Source organism: Sphingobium salicis subsp. salicis, from assembly GCF_049472635.1.
GTDB classification, from domain to species: Bacteria; Pseudomonadota; Alphaproteobacteria; order Sphingomonadales; family Sphingomonadaceae; genus Sphingobium; species Sphingobium yanoikuyae_A.
Genome location: NZ_JAYRCS010000001.1, coordinates 4,902,622 through 4,923,826, shown reverse-complemented (window position 1 = coordinate 4,923,826; position 21,205 = coordinate 4,902,622). Strand labels below are relative to the sequence as shown.

General features: G+C 65.2%; 22 protein-coding genes, 1 tRNA gene and 1 riboswitch. Of the genes, 11 read left to right on the top strand and 12 right to left on the bottom strand.

The annotated features are described in order from the left end of the window. Positions 1 to 56: 56 nt before the first annotated feature. The 3 genes from VHN57_RS23795 to VHN57_RS23785 are packed head-to-tail and all read left to right on the top strand — an operon-like array spanning position 57 to position 2,193. Positions 57 to 1,268 carry a toxic anion resistance protein gene (locus tag VHN57_RS23795; RefSeq protein WP_278988754.1) on the top strand — a complete coding sequence of 404 codons (1,212 nt, stop codon included), beginning with the start codon at positions 57 to 59 and terminating at the stop codon, positions 1,266 to 1,268. A 40-nt stretch (positions 1,269 to 1,308) separates the two neighbouring features. Beyond that, positions 1,309 to 2,019, top strand: coding sequence for a hypothetical protein (locus VHN57_RS23790; protein WP_037506305.1), 711 nt, complete (start codon positions 1,309 to 1,311; stop codon positions 2,017 to 2,019). Between the two features lie 18 nt (positions 2,020 to 2,037). Next, on the top strand, positions 2,038 to 2,193 hold the full coding sequence (locus VHN57_RS23785; protein WP_004210133.1) for a hypothetical protein: 156 nt from the start codon (positions 2,038 to 2,040) through the stop codon (positions 2,191 to 2,193). A gap of 181 nt (positions 2,194 to 2,374) precedes the next feature. Here VHN57_RS23785 and cobF read toward each other — a convergent pair whose 3' ends face one another. Genes cobF through cbiE form a run of 5 tightly spaced genes read right to left on the bottom strand, consistent with a single transcriptional unit; the run spans position 2,375 to position 6,777 of the window. Beyond that, a complete protein-coding gene (cobF, locus tag VHN57_RS23780; protein ID WP_423286124.1) occupies positions 2,375 to 3,127 on the bottom strand; it encodes a precorrin-6A synthase (deacetylating) in 753 nt (250 codons plus the stop codon). Continuing rightward, the gene (locus tag VHN57_RS23775; protein WP_278987507.1) at positions 3,127 to 4,431 is read right to left on the bottom strand and encodes a cobyrinate a,c-diamide synthase; all 1,305 of its coding nucleotides are present in this window, start codon (positions 4,429 to 4,431) and stop codon (positions 3,127 to 3,129) included. Before VHN57_RS23775 ends, cobF begins: the two co-directional genes overlap by 1 nt. After that, positions 4,428 to 5,213, bottom strand: coding sequence for a precorrin-4 C(11)-methyltransferase (gene cobM, locus VHN57_RS23770; protein ID WP_278987505.1), 786 nt, complete (start codon positions 5,211 to 5,213; stop codon positions 4,428 to 4,430). The genes VHN57_RS23775 and cobM overlap by 4 nt, the downstream gene beginning before the upstream one ends. After that, positions 5,210 to 5,572 (bottom strand): cobalamin biosynthesis protein, encoded by a 363-nt coding sequence (locus VHN57_RS23765; protein ID WP_278987503.1) that lies wholly within the window; start codon positions 5,570 to 5,572, stop codon positions 5,210 to 5,212. Before VHN57_RS23765 ends, cobM begins: the two co-directional genes overlap by 4 nt. Further along, entirely contained in the window at positions 5,569 to 6,777 is a 1,209-nt protein-coding gene (gene cbiE / locus VHN57_RS23760) for a precorrin-6y C5,15-methyltransferase (decarboxylating) subunit CbiE (protein ID WP_278987501.1), read from the bottom strand. The genes VHN57_RS23765 and cbiE overlap by 4 nt, the downstream gene beginning before the upstream one ends. Between cbiE and VHN57_RS23755 the strand changes: the two genes are divergently transcribed. Further along, positions 6,776 to 7,540, top strand: coding sequence for a cobalt-precorrin-6A reductase (locus tag VHN57_RS23755; protein WP_125987676.1), 765 nt, complete (start codon positions 6,776 to 6,778; stop codon positions 7,538 to 7,540). The two genes, cbiE and VHN57_RS23755, sit on opposite strands and share 2 nt — an antisense overlap. On the opposite strand, the gene cobJ is transcribed toward VHN57_RS23755, so the two are convergent. The 5 genes from cobJ to VHN57_RS23730 all read right to left on the bottom strand — a co-directional run bounded on the left by cobJ (position 7,501) and on the right by VHN57_RS23730 (position 12,615). Beyond that, positions 7,501 to 8,283: a precorrin-3B C(17)-methyltransferase gene (gene cobJ, locus VHN57_RS23750; RefSeq protein ID WP_278987500.1), complete on the bottom strand. Its 783-nt coding sequence runs from the start codon at positions 8,281 to 8,283 to the stop codon at positions 7,501 to 7,503. The genes VHN57_RS23755 and cobJ overlap by 40 nt on opposite strands. Further along, a complete protein-coding gene (cobI, locus tag VHN57_RS23745; RefSeq protein ID WP_125987629.1) occupies positions 8,280 to 9,002 on the bottom strand; it encodes a precorrin-2 C(20)-methyltransferase in 723 nt (240 codons plus the stop codon). The genes cobJ and cobI overlap by 4 nt, the downstream gene beginning before the upstream one ends. Further along, complete coding sequence (locus tag VHN57_RS23740) at positions 8,999 to 9,628, bottom strand: precorrin-8X methylmutase (RefSeq protein WP_278987498.1); 630 nt, start codon at positions 9,626 to 9,628, stop codon at positions 8,999 to 9,001. The genes cobI and VHN57_RS23740 overlap by 4 nt, the downstream gene beginning before the upstream one ends. Then, positions 9,628 to 10,680, bottom strand: a complete 1,053-nt coding sequence (locus VHN57_RS23735; protein ID WP_423286122.1) for a cobalamin biosynthesis protein CobG — start codon at positions 10,678 to 10,680, stop codon at positions 9,628 to 9,630. The genes VHN57_RS23740 and VHN57_RS23735 overlap by 1 nt, the downstream gene beginning before the upstream one ends. 280 nt (positions 10,681 to 10,960) lie before the next feature. Further along, positions 10,961 to 11,172: riboswitch (cobalamin riboswitch) on the bottom strand. 348 nt (positions 11,173 to 11,520) lie between these two features. Beyond that, entirely contained in the window at positions 11,521 to 12,615 is a 1,095-nt protein-coding gene (locus VHN57_RS23730; RefSeq protein ID WP_278988076.1) for a DUF6538 domain-containing protein, read from the bottom strand. Positions 12,616 to 12,673: 58 nt separating this feature from the next. Here VHN57_RS23730 and VHN57_RS23725 point away from each other — a divergent pair, with 58 nt between their 5' ends. Genes VHN57_RS23725 through VHN57_RS23715 form a run of 3 tightly spaced genes read left to right on the top strand, consistent with a single transcriptional unit; the run spans position 12,674 to position 16,026 of the window. After that, a complete protein-coding gene (locus VHN57_RS23725; protein ID WP_278988078.1) occupies positions 12,674 to 14,245 on the top strand; it encodes a recombinase family protein in 1,572 nt (523 codons plus the stop codon). Positions 14,246 to 14,248: 3 nt separating this feature from the next. Then, complete coding sequence (locus VHN57_RS23720; RefSeq protein ID WP_278988075.1) at positions 14,249 to 15,136, top strand: plasmid partitioning protein RepB C-terminal domain-containing protein; 888 nt, start codon at positions 14,249 to 14,251, stop codon at positions 15,134 to 15,136. Further along, on the top strand, positions 15,133 to 16,026 hold the full coding sequence (locus tag VHN57_RS23715; protein WP_423285860.1) for a plasmid partitioning protein RepB C-terminal domain-containing protein: 894 nt from the start codon (positions 15,133 to 15,135) through the stop codon (positions 16,024 to 16,026). The genes VHN57_RS23720 and VHN57_RS23715 overlap by 4 nt, the downstream gene beginning before the upstream one ends. Before the next feature lie 62 nt (positions 16,027 to 16,088). Here the strand turns inward: VHN57_RS23715 and VHN57_RS23710 are convergent, their stop codons facing one another. Continuing rightward, positions 16,089 to 17,306: a site-specific integrase gene (locus VHN57_RS23710; protein WP_278985543.1), complete on the bottom strand. Its 1,218-nt coding sequence runs from the start codon at positions 17,304 to 17,306 to the stop codon at positions 16,089 to 16,091. 95 nt (positions 17,307 to 17,401) lie between these two features. Continuing rightward, a tRNA-Ser gene (locus VHN57_RS23705) sits at positions 17,402 to 17,491 on the bottom strand. 146 nt (positions 17,492 to 17,637) lie between these two features. Between VHN57_RS23705 and hspQ the strand changes: the two genes are divergently transcribed. The 4 genes from hspQ to VHN57_RS23685 all read left to right on the top strand — a co-directional run bounded on the left by hspQ (position 17,638) and on the right by VHN57_RS23685 (position 21,096). Then, a complete protein-coding gene (gene hspQ, locus VHN57_RS23700) occupies positions 17,638 to 18,009 on the top strand; it encodes a heat shock protein HspQ (RefSeq protein WP_004210078.1) in 372 nt (123 codons plus the stop codon). Beyond that, a complete protein-coding gene (locus VHN57_RS23695; protein WP_423285857.1) occupies positions 17,966 to 18,754 on the top strand; it encodes a GDSL-type esterase/lipase family protein in 789 nt (262 codons plus the stop codon). Before hspQ ends, VHN57_RS23695 begins: the two co-directional genes overlap by 44 nt. A gap of 90 nt (positions 18,755 to 18,844) precedes the next feature. After that, complete coding sequence (locus VHN57_RS23690; RefSeq protein WP_278985545.1) at positions 18,845 to 20,809, top strand: OPT family oligopeptide transporter; 1,965 nt, start codon at positions 18,845 to 18,847, stop codon at positions 20,807 to 20,809. Positions 20,810 to 20,955: 146 nt separating this feature from the next. Then, entirely contained in the window at positions 20,956 to 21,096 is a 141-nt protein-coding gene (locus VHN57_RS23685; RefSeq protein WP_017499045.1) for a hypothetical protein, read from the top strand. Positions 21,097 to 21,205: the final 109 nt, after the last annotated feature.

Sequence of the window (21,205 nt, the reverse complement as noted above, 5' to 3'; positions counted from 1 at the left end):
CCTTACTGTTTTATGCACATATGACAGTCAGGCCGATCTGGCCCCTGGGAGATGACATGGCTTCGACCGCGCCGACCGCGACCGCTGATACGCTGAACCTGACGCCGCCCGATCCGGTGCCGGTGGTCGCGCCCGAAAAGGCGGCGGGACTGGTGCCGATCGACGACGACAAGCGATCCAAGCTGGACGAGAAGGTCGACGCCTTCATCGACGATCTGGTGGCGCAGGACGCCAATTCGCCCGCCTTCGGCCAGCGCGTCGACCAGCTGACCAATATGGGCCGCAAGGAAATCGCCGAGGCCGCCGGGCACAGCAACCGTTTTCTCGACCGCCCGGTGCGCGCGATGGACAGCGACAACAAGGTCGGGGCGGACCTCGCTGAACTGCGCCGCACGGTCGAGGATCTGGACCCCGGCAAGCGCGGCAGCCTGACCGCGCCCAAGAAGCTGTTCGGCATCATCCCGTTCGGCAACAAGATGCGCGACTATTTCGACAGCTACAAATCGAGCCAGACGCATATCAATTCGATCCTGGGATCGCTCGCCAGCGGCAAGGATGTGCTGATCAAGGATAATGCCGCGATCGACGTGGAACGCCAGAATATGTGGCAGACCATGGGCAAGCTGGAGCAGATGATCCACATCAGCAAGACCATGGACGCGCGCCTCGAGACCAAAGCGCTGGAGCTGGATTCGACTGATCCGACCAAGGCCAAGGCGATCCGCGAGAGCGCACTCTTCTACATCCGCCAGCGCACCCAGGATCTGCTGACCCAGATGGCGGTCACGGTGCAGGGCTATCTGGCACTGGACCTGGTGAAGAAGAATAATGTCGAGCTGGTGAAGGGCGTGGATCGTGCCAGCACCACCACCGTCGCCGCGCTACGCACCGCCGTGACCGTGGCGCAGGCGCTGGTCGGCCAGCGGCTGGTGCTGGAACAGATCACCGCGCTCAACACCACGACGGCCAATATCATTGATTCGACCGGCGAACTGCTCAAGAGCCAGACCGCGCAGATCCACGAGCAGGCCGCCAGCAGCACCATCCCGATCGAGACGCTGCAGCGCGCCTTCCAGAATATCTACGACACGATGGACAATATCGACACGTTCAAGCTCAAGGCGCTCGAAAACATGAAGACGACGGTCACTGTGCTGTCGAACGAGGTGGAAAAGTCCAAGGGCTATATCGCCCGGTCCGAGGGCCAGGCTCAGGCCGCCAAGGAAGCGCGCGCGGAAAACCCGCTGCTGAGCGCGATCGAGGGATAAGGATGCGCCCCACCCTGCCCCTTTCCCCGGAGTTGATGGCATGAGCCGGTCCGACCGCGTGCTGGCCGATGCCGAGGCGGTGCTGCGCCGCCATAGCGAACGCGGCAAGAGCCTGACCAGCCGCGCGCGCGAACGGCGCAACGCGTCGATCATGCGGCGGCTGGGCCGGATCGCTGGCGCCGCCTTCGCGATCATCATCGCGGCCATGGTCGCGGGCTGGTTCATGCCGCTGGGCACCAGTGGCGTGATGATCGTGCTCGGCCTGCTGCTGATCACCACATTGTTCTTCGCGTTGTTGCCGGGCGAGCGGGCGGTCAGCCCGGACAAGCTGGCAGACACGGCGCTGACCGCCCTGCCGCTGAAGACCGAAATCTGGCTGGAGAACCAGCGCAAGGCGCTGCCCGCGCCGGCGGTCACCCTGGTCGACAGCATCGGCGTCAAGCTGGAGACGCTGGCGCCGCAGCTCGAACGGCTGGGCGAGCAAGACCCGGCCGCGCACGAGATTCGCAAGCTGCTGGCCGACCACCTGCCCGAACTGGTCACCGGCTATCAGTCGATCCCCGCGCCGCTGCGCCGCGAGGAACGCAATGGCCGCGTGCCCGAGACGCAGCTGATCGAGGGACTGTCGGTGATCGATGCGGAGATCGGGCGGATGAGCGAGCAGCTGGCAAGCGGCGACCTCGACAAGCTGGCGACGCAGAATCGTTTTCTGGAGCTGAAATATCAGGAGGCGAAGGAACTTGGCGCTTAGCGCCGTCTTCCTTCCTGCATGATCCACCTCACCCTCATCATCGTCGATTTCCTGACGGGCCTGCTGGCCGCCGGGGCCTGGGCGCTGGCTTCGGCCGGCGGCGCGATCGCGGCCGTGGTGGGCGGCGGGGTGCTGGGTCTATCGCTGTTCCGGCGGTGGCGACGGCGGGGCTGATGATGCGCCAGAGCCGGCACGTCACGATAGCGAAGACGTGACATTCAATCAGTAGAACCGATCACCACATTTGAAGCGGTCCAAACAGGATGCGCAACAGCCACTTCCGCGGTCAGCGTTTCTTAGTCCAGACGGTGCGCTTACGTAGCGGTGGGTAATGTTGAACAAGCAGCCATCAAGGTCATGTTCCCCTGCGCATCAGATAAATGTCCATGATCCAGCCATGCCGGGCCCGTTCCTGCGCGCGGAGGCCCGCGATCCTGTCCCGCACGACCGCCAGCGGCCCTTCGATCAGCAGCTGATGCTCCATGCCGAGATAGGCGCCCCACCAGATATGGATGCCGGCGGGATCGAGCGCGTCGAAGGCGCAGCCCTGATCCAGCATCACCGCGACGCTGTCGCCGTCCGCCGGCCAGCCATCGTCGCGCAGCCGGCGCCCGGTCGTGATGACGACCGGCGCGCCGAGCCGGTTGAGCGGGATGGCGTGGGCCGCGGTCAGCGCCTGCAGGCTGGTGATGCCCGGCACGATGCTTACCCGGATCGCCAGCCCCCTCTCCGCCAGCCGGTCGGCGATCCGCAGGCTGCTGTCATAAAGGGAGGGATCGCCCCAGACCAGCAGGGCAAGGCGACCGCCATCGGGCAGGTGGCGTGCGATCTGTCCGGCCCAGGCCAGCGTGATGGCATCGTGCCAGTCCTGGACGCCGCCCATATAGTCGCCGCGCGCATCGCGCACGGGCAGGTCGAACTCCACCACGCGCACCGCCCGCGTCAGCACGGCCGCGCAGATGGTGCGGCGCAGGTCGACAAGGTCGGACTTGGCGCTGCCCTTGCGCGGCAGCAGGATGAGGTCGGCGCCGTTCATTGCCCGCACTGCCTGGGCCGTCAGATGATCGGGGTTGCCGGTGCCGATGCCGATCAGGTGCAGGTCGATCATCATGCGCTCGCGATCATGTGGAAGAAGGAACCGCTGGCCCAGCCGCGCCGCGAGCCGGTTTCCGCGACCGCCGCGCCATCGGCATCGGTCACCCGCATCAGCGGCGCGTCATCCTGGCCCATGATAGTCGAATAATGGAACTCATGGCCGCGCAACATGGTCCCGGCGCGCAGCCCCGCAACAGACGCCAGCAGTTCCGCCTGTCGATAGCCCAGATGCAGGCGGCAGTCCGCATGGCTGGTGACAAGGCTGAGCAGCCCGGCCATGCGATGGGCGGTGCCGTCCCGGTCGATCAGCGCCTCGCCCAGCACCATATAGCCGCCGCATTCGCCATGGACCGGCCGATCCTCGGCATGGCGGCGCAGCCCCGTCAGGAAGTGCTGCGCGCCAGCGATGGTCCCGGCGTGGAGTTCGGGATAGCCGCCGGGCAGCCAGATCAGGTCGGCATCCTCCGCTGGCGCCTCATCGGCCAGCGGGGAGAAAGGCATGATCTGCGCCCCGGCCTGTCGCCAGCCCTCCAGAAGATGCGGGTAGAGGAAGGAGAAAGCCACGTCCTGCGCCACCGCGATCCGCTGCGCCGGGGGATCGGGCAGGCGCCCGCCGGCCCTGATGCCGTGCGCGCGGGCCGCGCCCCGAACCGCGGCGAGATCGACCCGCTCCCGCATGAGTGCGCCATAGCGCTCCAGCGCCTGATCAAGCCCCTCCTGCTCGCCGGCCTGCACCAGCCCCAGATGCCGTTCGGGCAGGCTGAGGTCGGCGTGCCGGGGCAAGGCGCCGAACACCGCAATGCCCGCCGCCGCCAGCCCCGCGCGCGCCAGCCGCTCATGGCGCGGGCTCGCCACGCGATTGAGGATGACGCCTGCAATCGTCACATCGGGATCGAAACGGGCAAAGCCCAGCGCCGTCGCCGCACAGGATTGCGCCTGTCCGGATATGTCGAGCACCAGCAGCACCGGCCAGCCCATGCGGCGCGCCACGTCGGCGGCGGTGCCATGGCCGGCCGCGCCCCGCCCCGCCACCCCGTCGAACAGGCCCATCGCCCCTTCGGCCACGGTCATGTCGGCATCGCCGGCCTCGGCCGCCACCCGGTCCAGCAGCGCGCCGTCCATCGCCCAACTGTCCAGGTTGAAGGACGGCCGGCCACAGGCGGCGCGATGGAAGGCCGGGTCGATATAGTCCGGCCCGCATTTGAACGGCTGCACCGTCACGCCCGCGTCGCGCAGCGCACGGAGCAGGCCGAGCGTGACGGTCGTCTTGCCGGTGCCCGATGCGGGCGCCGAAACGAGCAGGCCCGGCACCGTCACTCGGACGACCCGGCGTAGCGCGATCCGGCATGCTGGGGCCGGAAACGCCGGTCATAGCCCTGCGCGTAGAGGCTGCTTTCGGCAAAATCCGCCGCATCCAGCGCCGGGCCGACCAGGATGATGGCGGTGCGCTCCATGCTGCCCGCGACCGCCGCCTCGATCGACGAGAGGGTCGCCCGCACGATCCGCTGGTCGGGCCAGCTTGCCCGCCACACGACCGCGACCGGACAGGCCACGCCATAGGCAGGGGTGAGATCGGCCACCACCTGCGCCAGATTGTGGATCGACAGATGGATGGCCAGGGTCGCGCCCGTCACCGCGAAATTGGTCAGGCTCTCGGCCGGCGGCATGGTGCTGGCGCGCCCCGGCGTGCGCGTGAGGACGAGCGACTGGGCCAGTTCAGGCAGCGTCAGCTCCACCTCCAGCGCCGCGGCCGCCGCAGCGAAGGCGGGCACGCCGGGGGTCACGGTGAAGGGGATATCCAGCGCCCGGAGGCGGCGGATCTGCTCGCCCATGGCCGACCAGACCGAAAGGTCGCCGGAATGGAGCCGCGCCACATCCTGCCCGGCGGCGTGGGCGGCGGTGATCTCCGCCATGATGGCGTCCAGGTCCATGGGCGCGGTGTTGACGATGCGCGCGCCGGGCGGACAATGACCCAGCACCTCCGCCGGGACCAGCGACCCGGCATAGAGGCATATCGGGCTGGCCGCGATCAGATCGCGGCCGCGCAGGGTCAGAAGGTCGGGCGCGCCGGGGCCGGCGCCGATGAAATGGACGGTCATGATGATGCTCCTTGAGCGATGGCGCAGGTCGCCATGCGATCGGGGGAAAGGCTGCGGGCTGCGCGCAGGCGGGCGCCTTCCCCCGCGCCGGCCAGGGCGCAGGCCTCGGCGACGCTGCCGGTGCCGCGCGCGGCCAGAGAGACCGGCGACCGGGTTATGATGGGCAGGGAGGCGAGGCGATCGGCGGCAATGGGGATGAGCGGCAGGGCCAGTTGCGCGGCGAGTTCCGCCAGTCCCCCGGCCTTGTCCGCCAGCGTGGCGAGATGGGTGACATCCCGTCCGCCGCCGGCCGCCACCAGCGCCGCCCGCAGGGACGCGGTGGTCGCGCCGGCACGGAAACCGAAGCCCGCAACGATCATAGCGTGACGCTCCACTGCACCACCGGATAGCGCGACCGCCAGCCATGGCGATTGCCGAGCGGCGCGGCGTCGGCCAGTTCGATCCGCAGCAGGCTGCCGCCCCGCCGCCCGTGCCAGAGTGCCAGCAGCGCCTCCGACTCCAATGTCACGGCATTGGCCACCAGCCTTGTGCCGGGTGGCAGCAGCGCCTCCAGCCGTTCCAGCAGCGCCTGCGACAAACCGCCACCGATGAAGACCGCCTGCGGCATCAAGCCATCGGGCAACATGGCCGGCGCGCGACCGATCATCAGCTCCAGCCGATCCACGCCCAGCGCACGGGCATTGGCGCGGGCGCGATCCGCACGGGCCGGATCGGCCTCCACCGCGCAGGCGCGATTGGCGGGATGGGCCAGCAGCCATTCGATCGCGATCGATCCCGACCCCGCACCAATGTCCCACAGATAGTCCCCCGGCCGGGGCGCCAGCGCCGACAGGGTCAGGGCGCGCACCGGCGCCTTGGTGATCTGTCCGTCATGGTCGAACAGCGCGTCGGGACGACCGCTGGCGACGGTCAGGACGGGGCCGTCACCGGCGACCTCCAGCCCGACCGCCACGGGATGAACGATGTCGGCCGGTATCGTCGCCCCCGCCTCGATCGACCGGATCCGTTCGCGCGGGCCGCCGAGGCTTTCCAGCACATGCAGGCGCGACGCGCCAAATCCCCTGGCCGACAACCAGGCGCCAAGTCCCGCCACCGCCGCCCCGTCGCGCAGCAGCAGCAGCGCCCGCGCGCCCGACGCGAGGTGCGGACGCAACCGATCCAGCGGCGCGGCATGCAGGCCGAGGCACGCGACATCCTGTATCGCCCAGCCCAGCCGCGCCGCCGCCAGCCCGAAGGTGGAGGGCGCGGGATGCGCGCACCATTCATGCGCCTCCAGATGGCGCGCGATGCTGCTGCCCGCGCCGAACCAGAAGGGGTCGCCCGACGCCAGCACCACCACCGGCCGCCGACGATGCGCCAGCAGCCGCGCGATCCCGTCCGCGAAGGGCACTGGCCATTCGACCATCGGCGCGCTAATCCCGCCCAGCAGCGCGAGGTGCCGGGCCGGCCCCATGACCAGGTCCGCCGCCGCCAGTGCCGCGCGGCTTGCCGCAGACAGGCCGTCCATCCCGTCCTCGCCGATGCCGACGATCGTCAACCAGGGGGGAGAATTCATGTCATCCATGCCCAATATCCTGCTGCTGGGCGGCACGACGGAGGCAAGCGCGCTGGCGGCCTTGCTGGCGGCGCGCGGCATCCGCGCGACCTTCAGCTATGCCGGACGCACGGCCAGCCCGCGGGCACAACCCCTGCCCGTGCGGGTCGGCGGCTTTGGCGGGGTGGCGGGACTGGTCGCGCATCTGCGCGCGGAAGGCATCACCCATCTGGTCGACGCCACCCATCCCTTTGCCGCGACGATGAGCGCCCATGCGGTGGCGGCTGCGCATGGGGCGGGGATCGCCCATGCCGCACTGACCCGTGCGCCCTGGACGCCGGTCGCCGGCGATCGCTGGACCACGGTGCCGGACATGGCAGCGGCTGTGGCCGCGCTCGACGGCCCGCCTCAGCGGATCATGCTGGCCCTGGGGCGCATGCATGTGGAGGACTTCGCCGCCCAGCCCCAGCATCATTATCTGCTGCGCTTCGTGGATGCGCCGGACGCAGTGCCGCCCCTGCCCGATCATGCCCTGATCGTGGATCGCGGCCCGTTCACGGTGGCGAACGACACCAGCTTGCTGCGGGACCATCGCATCGACCTGATCGTCGCCAAGAATGCCGGTGGCACGGGCGCAGCCGCCAAGCTGAACGCCGCGCGCGCACTGGGCCTGCGCGTGCTGATGATCGACCGGCCGCCGCTGCCCGAGCGGCAGGAGTTCCACCGGCCCGAGGATGTGCTCGACTGGATCGCTCATCCCGCCGCCTCGTCGGGGATGCCGCGCGGCGTATAGAGGATCGGCCCGCGCGCCCGCTCGATGATGCGGGTCCGGCTCGACCCGACGATCACCATGGTGCGCATGTCCGCCATGTCCGCGCGTGCCTGCCCCAGCGGCACGATATGCAATGTCTCCTGCGCGGTGGTCACGGCGCGGGCGAAGAGGATCGGGCGCGCGTCGCCACAAAGCTCCCGCAACAGCGCCAGCGTGCGCACGAACCCTTCCGGCCGCGACGCCGACCGGGGATTGTAGAAGGCCATGGCGAAATCCGCCTCCACCGCCAGCCGCAGCCGCTTTTCGATCAGGGCCCAGGGCTTGAGATTGTCCGACAGGTTGATCGCACAGAAATCATGGCCGAGCGGCGCGCCCGCACGCGCCGCGGCGGCCAGCATCGCGGTGATGCCGGGCAGCACGCGAATGTCGATGTCGCGCCAGGGAGCGGGTCCGGCCTCCAGCGCCTCGAACAGGGCGGATGCCATGGCAAAGACGCCCGGATCGCCCGAGGAGACGACGACGACCCGCCGCCCCTGCGCCGCCAGCTCCAGCGCATGGGCCGCCCGATCCAGTTCCACCCGATTGTCCGAAGGATGCAACATCAGCCCCGCACGCGGCGCGACCCGCGCGACATAGGGGATATAGCCCACCACGTCGGTCGCGGCAGCCAGCGCGGCGTCGACCTCCGGCGTCACCAGCGCTTCGTCCCCCGGCCCGAGCCCCGCGATCGCGATCCAGCCCCCCTCTCCCGCGGCGAAATTCATGGCCGGCGCCCCTGGCCGTGGATCAGCAGGATCGAGAAATAGGGCGTCACCCTGTCAACATCGGCCAGCCGGGTCACGCGCTGTTCCGGCATGGCGGCATGTTCGACCAGCCATGCTTCATCACTGCGCCCGGCCGCCGCCACCGCGCGGCGCAGCTTGGCGAGGTGGCGGCCGATCTTCATCACCACCAGCGCGTCGGTATCGCGGATGCGGCGGACCAGTTCCTCTTCCGGCAGCGTCGCCATCGCCACGGTCAGCACATCGTCACCCCAGGTGATCGGCAGGCCGGTCGCATTCCAGGCACCCGACATGCCCATGATTCCGGGGACCACTTCAACCGGGACCAGACCCGCCAGCCGGCTGTGCAGATGCATGAAGGAGCCGTAGAAAAAGGGATCGCCCTCGCACAAGACGACCACATCCTCGCCCGCCTCCGCGATCGCCAGCAGCCGGCCGGTGCAATCGGCATAGAAGGCGGCAAGGCAGTCATTGTAGCGCGGATCGGTGAGCGGAATTTCGGTCGTCACCGGATATTCCATCGCCAGTTCGATCGCATCGTCCCGCAGCATGCCCTGCGCGATGCGGCGCGCCTGCCCCGGCCGACCGGCCTTGCGGAAATAGGCGACATGCCGTCCCCCCCGCACCAGCCGGTCCGCGCGCACGCTCAGCAAGTCCTGCGCGCCGGGGCCGAGGCCCACGCCATAGACGGTGCCGCTCATTCCGCGCGGCTCGCCAGCGCATTGATCGCCGCGACCGTGATTGCGCTGCCACCCAGCCGGCCGTCGACGACGCAGCAGGGCACGGGCTGCGCCGCCCACAGTGCCGCCTTGGATTCCGCCGCACCGACGAAGCCGACCGGGCAGCCGATGATCGCCGCGGGGCGCGGACAGGCCGGATCCTCCAGCATGTCGAGCAGGTGGAACAGCGCCGTGGGCGCATTGCCGATGGCAACCAGCGCCCCGGCAAGATGCGGCCGCCACAGTTCCAGCGCGGCGGCGGACCGGGTATTGCCCATCGCCCGCGCCATGTCCGGCACGGCGGTGTCGTGCAGGGTGCAGAGCACGGCATTGTCGGCGGGCAGGCGCGCACGCGTGACCCCTTCCGACACCATGCGCGCATCGCACAGCACCGGCGCCCCTGCGGCCAGGGCCTGCCGCGCCGCCGCTGCAAAGCTCGGCGAAAAGCGGATATGGGCCGCAAGGTCCACCATGCCTGCGGCATGGATCATGCGCACGGCGACCGGCTCCTCCTCGGCAGCAAAGCGCCCGAGGTCGGCTTCGGCGCGGATGGTGGCGAAGGACTGGCGATAGATCGCCGCGCCGTCCCTCTCATAATCATGGGGCATCAACAGGCTCCGAAATGGGCAAGAAGGTCGGTGGCGGTGAGGTCAGGACGGACGGGCGCCGATCCTGCGCGGGCATGGAAGGCAAGGTCGTAGCGCCCGTCCCGCCCCGTCAGCACGATGTCGGCCGGCATCGCACAGGCACAGCCCTTGGCGCAGCCGGAGACATGAAGGCGGCCCGCCACATGGGGGGCCAACTGGCGGGCGAGGTCGCGCGTCTCCACGCTCGCCTGCGGACAGGTAGGTGCGCCGGGGCAGGCCTCCACATGGATCAGCGGGTCGGCAGCGTCGGCGGACAGGCCAGGCAGTTGTCCTTCGGCCAGCAGCATGCGCCATGGGGTCAGCCGCATGGCCGGCGCGTCGAGAAGATGCCGCGCGTCGATCCGGCCGAAGGGAAGGCCATAGGCCAAGCCGCCATCCCATGCGCCGGGGACCAGTCGCGGGCGTGGCGACGCGGCCTCTGCCGTGCCCGTTGCCCAATCCGGCAGGGGCGCATCATGCCGGGCCATGCGCCCCGCGCGCGCGCCGTCGCTCTCCACGAACCATCGGGCGAGCGCGAGCAGCGCATCCACTTCGCCGCCGCTATCCACCGGCACGCCTTGTGCCCGCCCCTCCGCACGTAAGATCAGGCCGCCATCGCGCGCCCGCTCGATGCGAAAATCCCCCGCTTCGCCGGACATGAGCGGCGCGGCGCCGGCATCGATGACGAAGCCCATCTTGCCCGGCAAATCCGGCAGTTCGTTCAGGCGATCGAGCAGCTGGCTGGCGATGCGATGGCTGTCGTCGCCTTCGCGCCAGTCCGGCGCGATCATCAGCATCCGCGCGCCCTCGCGCCGGGCATCGCCGTCCACCAGGCCCAGGTCGAGCAGCCGGTCGAGCAAGGGGCGCCAGCTTTCGTCGCGCACACCGCGGATCTGGAGGTTCGCGCGCCGGGTCATGTCGATCAGGCCATTGCCATGGGCGATCGCCGCTTCGCCCAGCCCGGCCATATCGTCGGCCGAAAGACGGCCGAGGCGCGGCTTCACGCGCACGATCAGCCCGTCGCCCGCCGCCATCGGGCGCCAGGCATCGGGACACCAGCCCCGAACGGCCGGCCCGTGGGCCCCCGCATGGTTCGCGGTCGCCCTATCCCTGCCCGCGCCGGTCTGGCTCACAGGCACATCCTCCGCGCGCCGGGACGCAACCAGGCGGGGCTTGCCGGCATCGCCGGTCGGCGCGAGGCGGCAGGCAGGCGCGACAGGCGCCCGACACCACGCGGCCGTGCAGCCCCAGCCACACGCTTCGCCGCCCAGACGGAAGAGAGACCGTGCCATGACCAATCCCTGGGTCAGGACAAGAGCGACCGAAACGCCGGCAGGTCTCCTGGCTCGCGGGTCGTTGCGGGATGCACGCCTTCCCGGACGCTCTGTCCAGTGGCTGCCCTCATGGGCTCGTGCATCGCGCTATCCGCTTACAGTTGCAGGGACAGCCACGGAATAAGGGGCCAGGCCCCCGCACCGCATTCCCGATTAAGTTCCTTGCGGAACACCGGCGTCAGTTATGCAATGCACCAACATGAACCGGCGCATCGATGATGCCCTAATCGAAACATCAGGCTTAGCCAAGACGCGGAATATGGACCGGCAGGACCGCCCGGACGCATATCCGCCCCGGCTCAGGACGAGTAGAGCGCCGAATAGAAAGCCCGTACGCCAATATTCGTTTAATTCTCGAAATTTTTTCCAGATCGATCTTAAATTTCGACGCTTCCTCTACATCGCTTGTCATAGACCATACAATCAAGCCTAATGGATGCCAAATCTTGGCATTTTCTCAATCGCTTGCGCAAGAACATCAATTGGCCAATAACCATATTTCTCGCCAATCGATCGAGGCGCATGCCATTGAATAACATCTCAAATTTCTAGATCGATACCAGCACGTCGAGCCAAGGTCTTGAACAGATGACTCCAAGCGTGATTGGGCTGAAGATGTGGATCATCAACACCAAGATCACGCACCCATCTCGCCAGCCGTTCTCCAACTTTCTTGTGATACGGATTTGCGGCACAACCTCCTCTTCCAAGCGAGCGATTATAAAAAACCGGTCCATCTCCATGGGCACGCGCCATTTCCACCACACCTTGGCCGATCAGATCGGCATGCAACGGCACCAATCCCGCCGATCCTGACTTTGTCGATCCCGCCTCTGGCGTGATGTGAATAAGCCCCCCCTCGCGTTGTATGAAGTCACACCCTCGAAGCTGCGCAATTTCGCCCACGCGCGCCCCTGTATAAGCGTATAGGAACGGAACCCAACGTCGCGCACGCCGGTGAGCTTCAGAGACACCCCCATGATCTCCGCCGAGTGCTGCCCGCAGGATCGTTCTTGCCTCAACGTCCGTGAATCCTCGCTCACGCAAACGTGCGGGCTTCGCCACCCGCACCGAAATGCCGGTCACGGGGTTCGTTGATATCTTCCGGTTTTCCGTAGCCCACCCAAACACAACCTTGAGGCCAGCGAGATAGACCTCCCGCACGCTGCGGCCGGAGATGCCAGATCGAAGTAGCTCTTCCTTCCAACGAACGATATCATCCGCCGACACCTTCGCCGCATCATCATGGCCGACCCATCTCTTGAAATGAGCGAATACAGGCCTCCAGCGCTTGATCGTCGAAGCAGCAGGTTTCCGTTCGCGCAGATAGCCGTTGATGATCGCCTCGAATGGCACCTTTTTGGGTGCTGGCGCTGGATCGATCAGACGCGCCTGAGAGATCATTACCGGCTTCGACGGTGGCGCATCATCTTCGTCAAGCCGCCCCTCACGCGCAGCCTCGATCCGAGACTGAAACCTGACGATCACCGAAGCTGCCCGACGATTAGCCTCTGATCGAGACACTCGTCCCAGTCGTCGAGTGAGATTGGATTTTCCGATGATCGACTGAAGCGTTTTCGGGACGGCCATGCGGACCTCGAAACCACCATCTGCGGTCGCCCGGAGATATGTCATCGATCTCATTCTGTAGCGCCGTTGTATAGCGGTTGAACGCTCGGCAGCTGTGGATCAGATGGTCATTGAGTGGAAGATAGCCAATGATAGCCGATCAGATGGCCAACCGCCAAAACGGGCCGCTGAATATGTCCGCATGTCCACCGATCATCAACAATACTCGACGGACAATCAGGCGGCGGCAATTCGCGCCTATGCCGAGAAACGCGGCTTCGAGATTGTCCGCACCTATGCCGACGAGGGCAAAAGCGGCTTGCAAATTGGCGGGCGAGATTCCCTGCAACAGCTTCTCTCCGACATTGACGGCGTTAACGTCGATTTCGAGGCCATCCTTGTTTACGACGTGAGCCGCTGGGGCCGTTTCCAAGACCCGGACGAAGCCGCCTACTACGAACTACGCTGCAAACGCGCCGGGATCACCGTTCACTACATCGCCGAGCAATTCGAGAATGACGGCACCATCGGTTCCTCGATCATCAAAACCGTCAAGCGGGCGATGGCCGGAGAGTATAGCCGCGAATTGTCTGTCAAGGTGTTCGCGGGCCAATGCCGCCTTATCGGTCTTGGCTATCGGCAAGGTGGCGCACCGGGCTTCGGGTTGCGGCGGATGCTTGTCGATGAGCGCGGCCAGCACAAGGGCGTGCTTGATCGAGGCAAGCACAAGAGCATCGCGACCGATCGGATCGTGCTGGTGCAGGGGCCGGAGCAAGAAGTCGCCATCGTCCAGGACATCTACCGCCAGTTTGTTGAGGGCGGCAGAACCGAACGGCAGATCGCCGATTGGCTCAATGCCCAAGGTATCCTGTCTGACCTCGGACGCGCATGGACCCGCAGCGCTGTCCACCAAATCCTTATCAACGACAAATATGCTGGCCACAACGTCTGGGGCCGCACATCCTTCAAGCTAAAAAATCGCCACGTCCGCAACGATCCATCAGACTGGATCAGACGCGACCGAGCCTTTCCCGCCATCGTGCCGCAGGCGCTTTTCGACCAGGCCCAGCTTATCATTGAGGAACGGTCGAAGCGCTTGACCGACGATGAAATGCTCGCGCTGTTGTCCGAAATCCTGAAGAAGAACGGTTATCTGTCCGGCATTATCATCGACGAGTTCGAGGATGGGCCGTCCAGCAGCGCCTTTCAGGCCCGCTTTGGCAGCCTGTTGCGCGCCTATTCGCTGGTGGGTTTCATCCCCGACCACGATTACCGCTATATCGAGATCAACCGCGCCCTGCGCCGGATGCACCCGTCGATTATCAGGGAAGTGATCGATGGCGTCCGTGCCGCAGGCGGCACCGCGATCCAGAACCTTGAAGATGACACGCTGCTAATCAACGATGAGATCACCGCATCCATCGTCATCGCGCGGTGCAAGCTGACACGTGGGGGCTTCCGCCGCTGGAAAATCCGGCTCGACGAGAGCTTGCACCCGGACCTCACAATCTGCGTCAGGATGGACGAGGACAATATGAAAGCGCACGACTTCTACATACTGCCGCGCATGACGCTCGCCGAAGGCATCCTACGGATGGCCGATCACAATGGCCTGTCGCTCGACGCTTTCCGCTTCGACACACTGAACGGCTTTTTCGCCTTGGCGGAACGTGTGCCATTCCCGCAAGCAGCGTAGACCGTGGCACTCCCTGCCCAGCGTGTCGAGATGATCCCGATTGACCGGGTCACCGTCGTCAACCCGCGCCTCCGCAACAAAAAGGTATTCAAGGGGATTGTGGAGAACATCGCCGAAGTGGGCCTCAAGCGTCCGATCACCGTCACTAGCCGTCATGGCGAAGACGGGCCGCTCTACGATCTGGTATGCGGTCAAGGCCGCCTCGAAGCCTTCCGGCAACTCGGTCAGACCGAGGTGCCCGCGCTAATCGTACCTGCCGATCAGGAAGATTGCTTAGTTGCAAGCCTCGTCGAGAACTGCGCGCGCCGCCAGCATCAGGCCGTGGACCTGCTGCAAGACATACTCGGGATGCGCGAGCGCGGTCATTCCGACAACGAGATCGCCGCCATGACCGGGCTGTCCACTAACTATGTCTACATCGTGGGACGGCTGTTGGAACGCGGCGAGCGGCGGCTCGTCGCCGCCGTAGAAGCGGGCTATCTCCCCATGGCCCTGGAAATCTGCGAAGCCGACGATCAGGGCGTGCAGGCCGCACTTCATAAGGCATACGAAGAAAACCTACTGCGCGGGCGGGCGCTCATTGCGGCACGCCGCTTGGTGGAAGTGCGCAAACGCTCCGGAAAGGCGGCCAAGCTTAACAGGCTGGTTGGCAAGAGCGCGGCAACGACGCCCGAAGGGTTGGTGAAGGCCTTTCAGGAGGATACCGAACGCAAACGCATGATGATCCGCAAGACGGAGGCGACCCGTAATCGCCTTGTCTTTATCGTCGAGGCGTTGAGCCAACTGTCGAACGACGAAGGGTTCGTCGCGCTTCTCGAAGATGAAGGGTTATCCACAATACCAACGAGCCTTGCGGATCGGATTCAGAAGGTCAGGATCAGCGTGCGATGACCCATGGCGATCGGCCGCGCAAGATCAAGCTGGCCTTTGAGCCGACCAGCTTGCGGATTCCGCTCGGTGAGATCGAGGTTCTGCGCGCGATGCCGGAGACAACGAGGAAGTCCCCCAAATATGGCCAGATCGCCGCCTCAATCCGCGAGGTCGGCATTATCGAACCGCCTGTCGTCATTCTTGTGCCTGGAAAAGAGGAGCGATACCGGCTGCTTGATGGTCACATCCGTATCGACGTTCTGAAAGCGCGCGGGGACAAGGATGTTGTCTGTATTGTAGCGACCGCCGACGAGGCCATCACTTACAACAAACGCATTAGCCGCATGGCTATCGTTCAGGAGCACAAAATGATCCTGAAGGCCCTTGAAAAGGGCGTATCAGAGGAGCGGCTTGCGCGCGCGCTCAACGTCAACATATCGAGCATCCGCAGCAAGCGCAGCTTACTGGATGGCATTTGCGACGAAGTGACGAAGCTGCTGCAAGATCGGATGGTGCCGCTCAACACCTTTCGTGAAATGAAGAAGCTGCGCCCGATGCGGCAAATCGAAGTTGCCGAAACTATGATCGCCATGAACAGATTTTCATGGCCTTACGCCAAGTCGCTCGTCGCTGCCACGCCACGGCACCTGTTGACCAGCGAAAAACAGAAAGCCGTGCGAGGTCTTAATGAGGAGCAGATCGAGCATATGGAGCGGGAGGCAACCAACGTCGATCGCGAATTTCGGATGATCGAACAGAGTTACGGCATGGATCACCTCGATCTGGTGTTAGCGACTGGCTATCTCGCTCGCCTGACTGGGTGCGTGCGCGTCGTCCATCATCTTGCCCGCTACCATCCCGAATTGTTGGCGGAGTTCCAACGAATCGTGCAACTTCGTGACGCAGCATAGCCGTCTTCTGCACGGTCAGTGTCCCTCAATTGAACGATGCTTCGAGGCAGTATCGCCGAGTATCACACCTCAATTCTAGGCATCCGATCGATCGCGGCAGCAAGCGTTTCAAGCGGCCAATCTCCATACTGCTCTCCAATCGAGCGTGGGGCATGCCCTTGAAGCACGTCTCGGATTTCTGGATCGATGCCAACTCGGCGGGCTGAGGTTTTGAATAAATGTCGCCAAGCATGATTTGGCTGAATTTGTGGATCATCGACGCCAAGTTCACGAACCCACTTCGCCAATCGTTCCCCCACCTTCTTGTGATGCGGATGAGCAGGATCACCGCCTCGACCCAACGAACGGTTGAAGAAAATCGGCCCGTCGCCATGGACACGCGCCATTTCCACCACCCCCTGCTCAAGCAAATGAGGATGCAGAGGCACGAGCGTAGCGGAACCCGATTTCGTTGTTCCCGCTTCTGGCGTGATGCAAATTGCCCACACCCCGTCCCGATGGATGAAATCACACCCCCGAAGCTGCGCAATCTCGCCCACACGTGCCCCCGTATACGCGCACAAAAAGGGCACCCAACGTCGAGCACTCCGGTGCGCTTCAGAGACGTTGCCGTTATTTCCAGCGAGCGCTGCAAGGAGGATCGTTTTTGCCTCGATAGCTGTGAACCCGCGTTCGCGCAGGTGCGCAGTCTTCGCCAAACGCACAGAGATACCGGTCACTGGGTTGACCAATACCTTCCGATTTTCGACCGCCCATCCGAACACGACCTTAAGGGCCGCAAGGTAGACCTCCCGCACACTGCGACCGGAAATACCAGATCGAAGAAGCTCCTCTTTCCAACGAACCACCTCGTCCGGCATCACCCTCGCCGCGTCGTCATGGCCGACCCATCGCTTAAAATGCGCAAATACAGGCCGCCACCGCTTGATGGTGGACGGCGCAGGCTTCCGTTCGAGCAAATAGCCATTGATGATTGTCTCGAAGGACACCGGCTTGTGCCCAGGCGCAGGATCGATCGGGCGCACTTGCGACACGGTTTCCGGTTCCGTTTTCGGCGATAGCTGCTCCGCTACATCCTCTTCGGCCTGCCCTGCGCGGGCAGCCTCGATCCGAGACTGAAACCTGACGATCACCGAAGCTGCCCGACGATTAGCTTCTGATCGAGACACTCGTCCCAGTCGTCGAGTGAGATTGGATTTTCCGATGATCGACTGAAGCGTTTTCGGGACGGTCATGCGGACCTCGAAACCACCATCTGTGGTCGCCCGGAGATAGGTCATCGATCTCATTCTGTAGCACCGTTGTGTAGCGGTTGAACGCTCGGCAGCCGTGGATCAGGAAGAAATCGTTTTATCCCACAATCTTACGGGAAGATTGGCGGAGAGGGAGGGATTCGAACCCTCGGTACCCTCACGGGCACGCCGCATTTCGAGTGCGGTGCATTCGACCACTCTGCCACCTCTCCGCAGAAGACCGGAAGCATTGAACCGCAAGGAAAAATGCCGCACCGATCGGGTCGAGGGGCGCCCATTAGCGAATGATTCCATCCTTGCCAAGCACCCTTTTCGGTATTTTTCTTGTCTCCCTGCGCGGGCACCCTAAATTGGTCATATGAAAGTCACGATTCAGAATATCGGTACCGGCATCACGGCCCCGCCGGTCGTCCATGCCCGCTTCAGCATCGGCGATGTCCTTAAGCATCGCAGCTTCGGCTTTCGCGGCGTGGTGTTCGACATCGACCCGGTCTTCGCCAACAGCGAGGAATGGTATGAATCGATCCCCGAACATGCCCGCCCCGACAAGCAGCAGCCCTTCTACCACCTGCTCGCCGAAAATGGCGAGAACAGCTATGTCGCCTATGTCAGCCAGCAGAATCTGGTGGCCGACGACAGCGAGGAGCCGGTCGATCACCCCGCGATCACCGGCCTGTTCGGCGATTATGCGGATGGCAAATATCAGCTGCGCCCTCGCCACCGGCACTGAGCCGCGCTGGCGGGCGGCGCTGGGCCTTGCCCTGCTGCTCGCCGCGGCCGGGCCGTTGCAGGCTGCCCCGCTGCCGACGCAGGCCCCGGCGCCGGACAAGGTCGCGGTTCCCAATGCCGACCCGACCTTCCCCTTCTCCAACGAGATCGCCGCCTTTGCGAAAGCGGAAGCGGCCGGCCCGCCGGTCGCCGACGCCACGCTGTTCCTGGGCAGTTCCAGCATCCGCCTGTGGGACATCAAGGGCAGCTTCACCGATATCGGCACGGTCAATCGCGGCTTTGGCGGCGCGACCACGCCCGACGTGCTGCATTATTACAAGCGGCTGCTGCCCAAGGCCAAGCCGCGCTCGATCATCATCTATGTCGGCGAGAATGACCTCGCCGCCGGCGCGACGCCGGACAAGGTCGCTACCGACGTGCTGACCCTGCTGCGCCAGCTTCGCGCCGACTATCCCAGGGCGCATATCGCCTATCTCTCGCTCAAGCCCAGCCCGATCCGCTGGACGCTCTGGCCCCAGATGGCGGCGGTCAACATGACCGTTTCGGCGCGCAGCAAGGCGATGAAGTTCGATTATCTCGATGTCGGTCGCCCCTTGCTCGCCACCGACGGCCTGCCCGATGCATCGCTGTTCCGTGCCGATGGTTTGCACATGAATCCGCGCGGTTACGAGCGCTGGACCAGGCTGGTCGACGCCTATCTGGACCATGCCGTGCTGGCAGATGCGGGCGCCGGCCGCGATTCCTGACCGTCCTGCCGGCCAGTTTAAGATTGATCCAAGCGCCAGCAACATTATTACCAGCCGCTTGATCGATCGACTGGCGAAGGGAAAAGAGCAGTGACAACCGATTCGGCCAAGGCCGTGCCGATGGCGGAGCTGACGCTACGCGGCGTCATCCTGGGCGCGCTCATCACCCTGCTGTTCACCGCCGCGAACGTCTATCTGGGCCTCAAGATCGGCCTCACCTTCGCCACCTCGATCCCCGCCGCCGTCATCTCCATGGCGGTGCTGCGCCTGTTCGCGACCGGCACGATCCTGGAAAACAACATCGTCCAGACCATCGCATCGGCCGCCGGCACGCTGTCGGCGATCATCTTCGTGCTGCCGGGCCTGGTCATCATCGGCTGGTGGCAGGGCTTCCCCTATTGGCTGTCGGCCTGCACCATCGCGCTGGGCGGCATATTGGGCGTCATGTATTCAGTGCCGCTGCGCCGCGCGCTCGTCACCGGATCGGACCTGCCCTATCCCGAGGGTGTCGCCGCCGCCGAAGTGCTGAAAGTCGGTGCCGGTTCGCGCGAGGGCCTGGAGGAGAATAAACGCGGCCTGGCCGCCATCGTCATGAGTTCGATCGCAGCCGCCGGCTTCTCGATCATCGCCAAGACCAAGATCCTGGCCGAGGAAGCCGCCACCTTCTTCAAGCTGGGCGCGGGCGCCAGCTCGGTCTCGACCAGCTTCTCGATGGCGCTGATCGGCGTCGGCCATCTGGTCGGCATTTCCGTCGGCGCCGCCATGTTCGTCGGCCTGCTCATCAGCTGGGTCGGCATCGTCCCCTATCTCACCAGCCCGCTGCCCGCCGGCGCGGACCTGGCCGATCTGGTCGGCACCACCTTCCGCATGAAGGCCCGCTTCATCGGCGCCGGCACGATCGGCATCGCCGCGATCTGGACCCTGCTCAAGATCCTCGGCCCGATCATCAGCGGCATCCGCTCCGCCCTCAACGCCGCCAAGGTCCGCAAGTCGGGCGACGCCGGCACGCTGGACATCACCGAGCGCGACCTGCCGATCGGCATCGTCTTCGGCACCATCCTCGCCTCGCTCGTGCCGATCGCCGTCTTGCTGTGGATCTTTGCCCAGGGCGGGCCGATCGCCGCCAATCCGGTGCCGATCATCGGCCTGACGCTAGCCTATATCCTGGTCGCCGGCATCGTCATCGCGTCGGTCTGCGGCTATATGGCGGGTCTTATCGGCGCGTCGAACAGCCCGATCTCGGGCGTCGGCATCCTCGCGGTGCTGGGTGCGTCGCTGATCCTCGCCGCCATCTATGGTTCGGGCCATCCCGAACAGAGCCAGGCGCTGATCGCCTATGCGCTGTTCACCACCGCGATCGTGTTCGGCGTCGCCACCATTTCCAACGATAACCTCCAGGACCTCAAGACCGGCCAGCTGGTCGGCGCGACGCCGTGGAAGCAGCAGATCGCGCTGGTGCTGGGCGTGCTGTTCGGCGCGCTGGTGATCCCGCCGGTCCTCGACCTGCTGAACAGCGCCTTCGGCTTTGCCGGCGCCCCCGGTGCCAAGGCGACCGCCCTGCCCGCACCGCAGGCCGCGCTCATTTCCGCGCTCGCCAAGGGCGTGCTCGGCGGCGACCTCGACTGGGGCCTGATCGGCTTCGGCGCCGGCATCGGCGTGATCGTGGTCGCGCTGGACGAACTGCTGGGCAAGACCGGCAAGATGCGCCTGCCCCCGCTCGCGGTCGGCATGGGCATCTATCTGCCGATGGCGCTGACCCTGCTGATCCCGGTCGGCGCGGTGATCGGCCATTTCTACAATCGCTGGTCGCTGCGCCAGGCAAACCCGGAATTTGCCGAGCGCATGGGCGTGCTGATGGCGACCGGCTTCATCGTCGGCGAAAGCCTGTTCGGCGTCGCCTTTGCCGGCATCGTCGCTTCGACCGACAGCGACGCGCCGCTGGCGCTCGTGGCTGAAAGCCATTGGGCGGTGCCGCTGTCGGTGCTGATCTTCGCCGGCGTGATCGCTGCCCTTTATGCGCGCCTGCGCCACTGGGCGACCGCGCCGCTCGCCTGACGAGATGAGATGGGGCGACCGACGCCAGGTCGCCCCATTCTCACGAAATCCTACGACAATAGAATGGATATGGGCCGACCTGCGGCTCGAAACCCTATGTCCGGCGGTTTAATTCTTCAGCATCACCCAAAGGCTGGAGAGCCCACATGCCGCCCGAATTCCTGATTGCCATCATCTTGTGTATCGGCGCCGTCTTTTTCATCGACCATATGGCTCGGCTGGAAAAAGGCGGCCGGCTGCACCATCGTGGCGGCCTGTCCCGGCGCAGCGGCCGGCGGCGCGACTGAGCGCCCCAAATTGTGGCCCCTGCATCACGTCACATAAGTTACATTTTTCAGACTTTTAATTGCAATCATACTGCCATGAAGCCGTAAGGACTCATCGCCAATGGCCTCC

Coding starts and splice junctions, on each gene's coding strand:
- VHN57_RS23795 (WP_278988754.1), top strand. CDS start 57: ATGGCTTCGACCGCGCCGACCGCGACCGCTGATACGCTGAACCTGACG.
- VHN57_RS23790 (WP_037506305.1), top strand. CDS start 1,309: ATGAGCCGGTCCGACCGCGTGCTGGCCGATGCCGAGGCGGTGCTGCGC.
- VHN57_RS23785 (WP_004210133.1), top strand. CDS start 2,038: ATGATCCACCTCACCCTCATCATCGTCGATTTCCTGACGGGCCTGCTG.
- cobF (WP_423286124.1), bottom strand. CDS start 3,127: ATGATCGACCTGCACCTGATCGGCATCGGCACCGGCAACCCCGATCAT.
- cobM (WP_278987505.1), bottom strand. CDS start 5,213: ATGACCGTCCATTTCATCGGCGCCGGCCCCGGCGCGCCCGACCTTCTG.
- VHN57_RS23765 (WP_278987503.1), bottom strand. CDS start 5,572: ATGATCGTTGCGGGCTTCGGTTTCCGTGCCGGCGCGACCACCGCGTCC.
- VHN57_RS23755 (WP_125987676.1), top strand. CDS start 6,776: ATGCCCAATATCCTGCTGCTGGGCGGCACGACGGAGGCAAGCGCGCTG.
- cbiE (WP_278987501.1), bottom strand. CDS start 6,777: ATGGATGACATGAATTCTCCCCCCTGGTTGACGATCGTCGGCATCGGC.
- cobJ (WP_278987500.1), bottom strand. CDS start 8,283: ATGAATTTCGCCGCGGGAGAGGGGGGCTGGATCGCGATCGCGGGGCTC.
- cobI (WP_125987629.1), bottom strand. CDS start 9,002: ATGAGCGGCACCGTCTATGGCGTGGGCCTCGGCCCCGGCGCGCAGGAC.
- VHN57_RS23740 (WP_278987498.1), bottom strand. CDS start 9,628: ATGCCCCATGATTATGAGAGGGACGGCGCGGCGATCTATCGCCAGTCC.
- VHN57_RS23735 (WP_423286122.1), bottom strand. CDS start 10,680: ATGGCGGCGGGCGACGGGCTGATCGTGCGCGTGAAGCCGCGCCTCGGC.
- VHN57_RS23730 (WP_278988076.1), bottom strand. CDS start 12,615: ATGACATATCTCCGGGCGACCGCAGATGGTGGTTTCGAGGTCCGCATG.
- VHN57_RS23725 (WP_278988078.1), top strand. CDS start 12,674: ATGGTCATTGAGTGGAAGATAGCCAATGATAGCCGATCAGATGGCCAA.
- VHN57_RS23715 (WP_423285860.1), top strand. CDS start 15,133: ATGACCCATGGCGATCGGCCGCGCAAGATCAAGCTGGCCTTTGAGCCG.
- VHN57_RS23710 (WP_278985543.1), bottom strand. CDS start 17,306: ATGACCTATCTCCGGGCGACCACAGATGGTGGTTTCGAGGTCCGCATG.
- hspQ (WP_004210078.1), top strand. CDS start 17,638: ATGAAAGTCACGATTCAGAATATCGGTACCGGCATCACGGCCCCGCCG.
- VHN57_RS23695 (WP_423285857.1), top strand. CDS start 17,966: ATGCGGATGGCAAATATCAGCTGCGCCCTCGCCACCGGCACTGAGCCG.
- VHN57_RS23685 (WP_017499045.1), top strand. CDS start 20,956: ATGCCGCCCGAATTCCTGATTGCCATCATCTTGTGTATCGGCGCCGTC.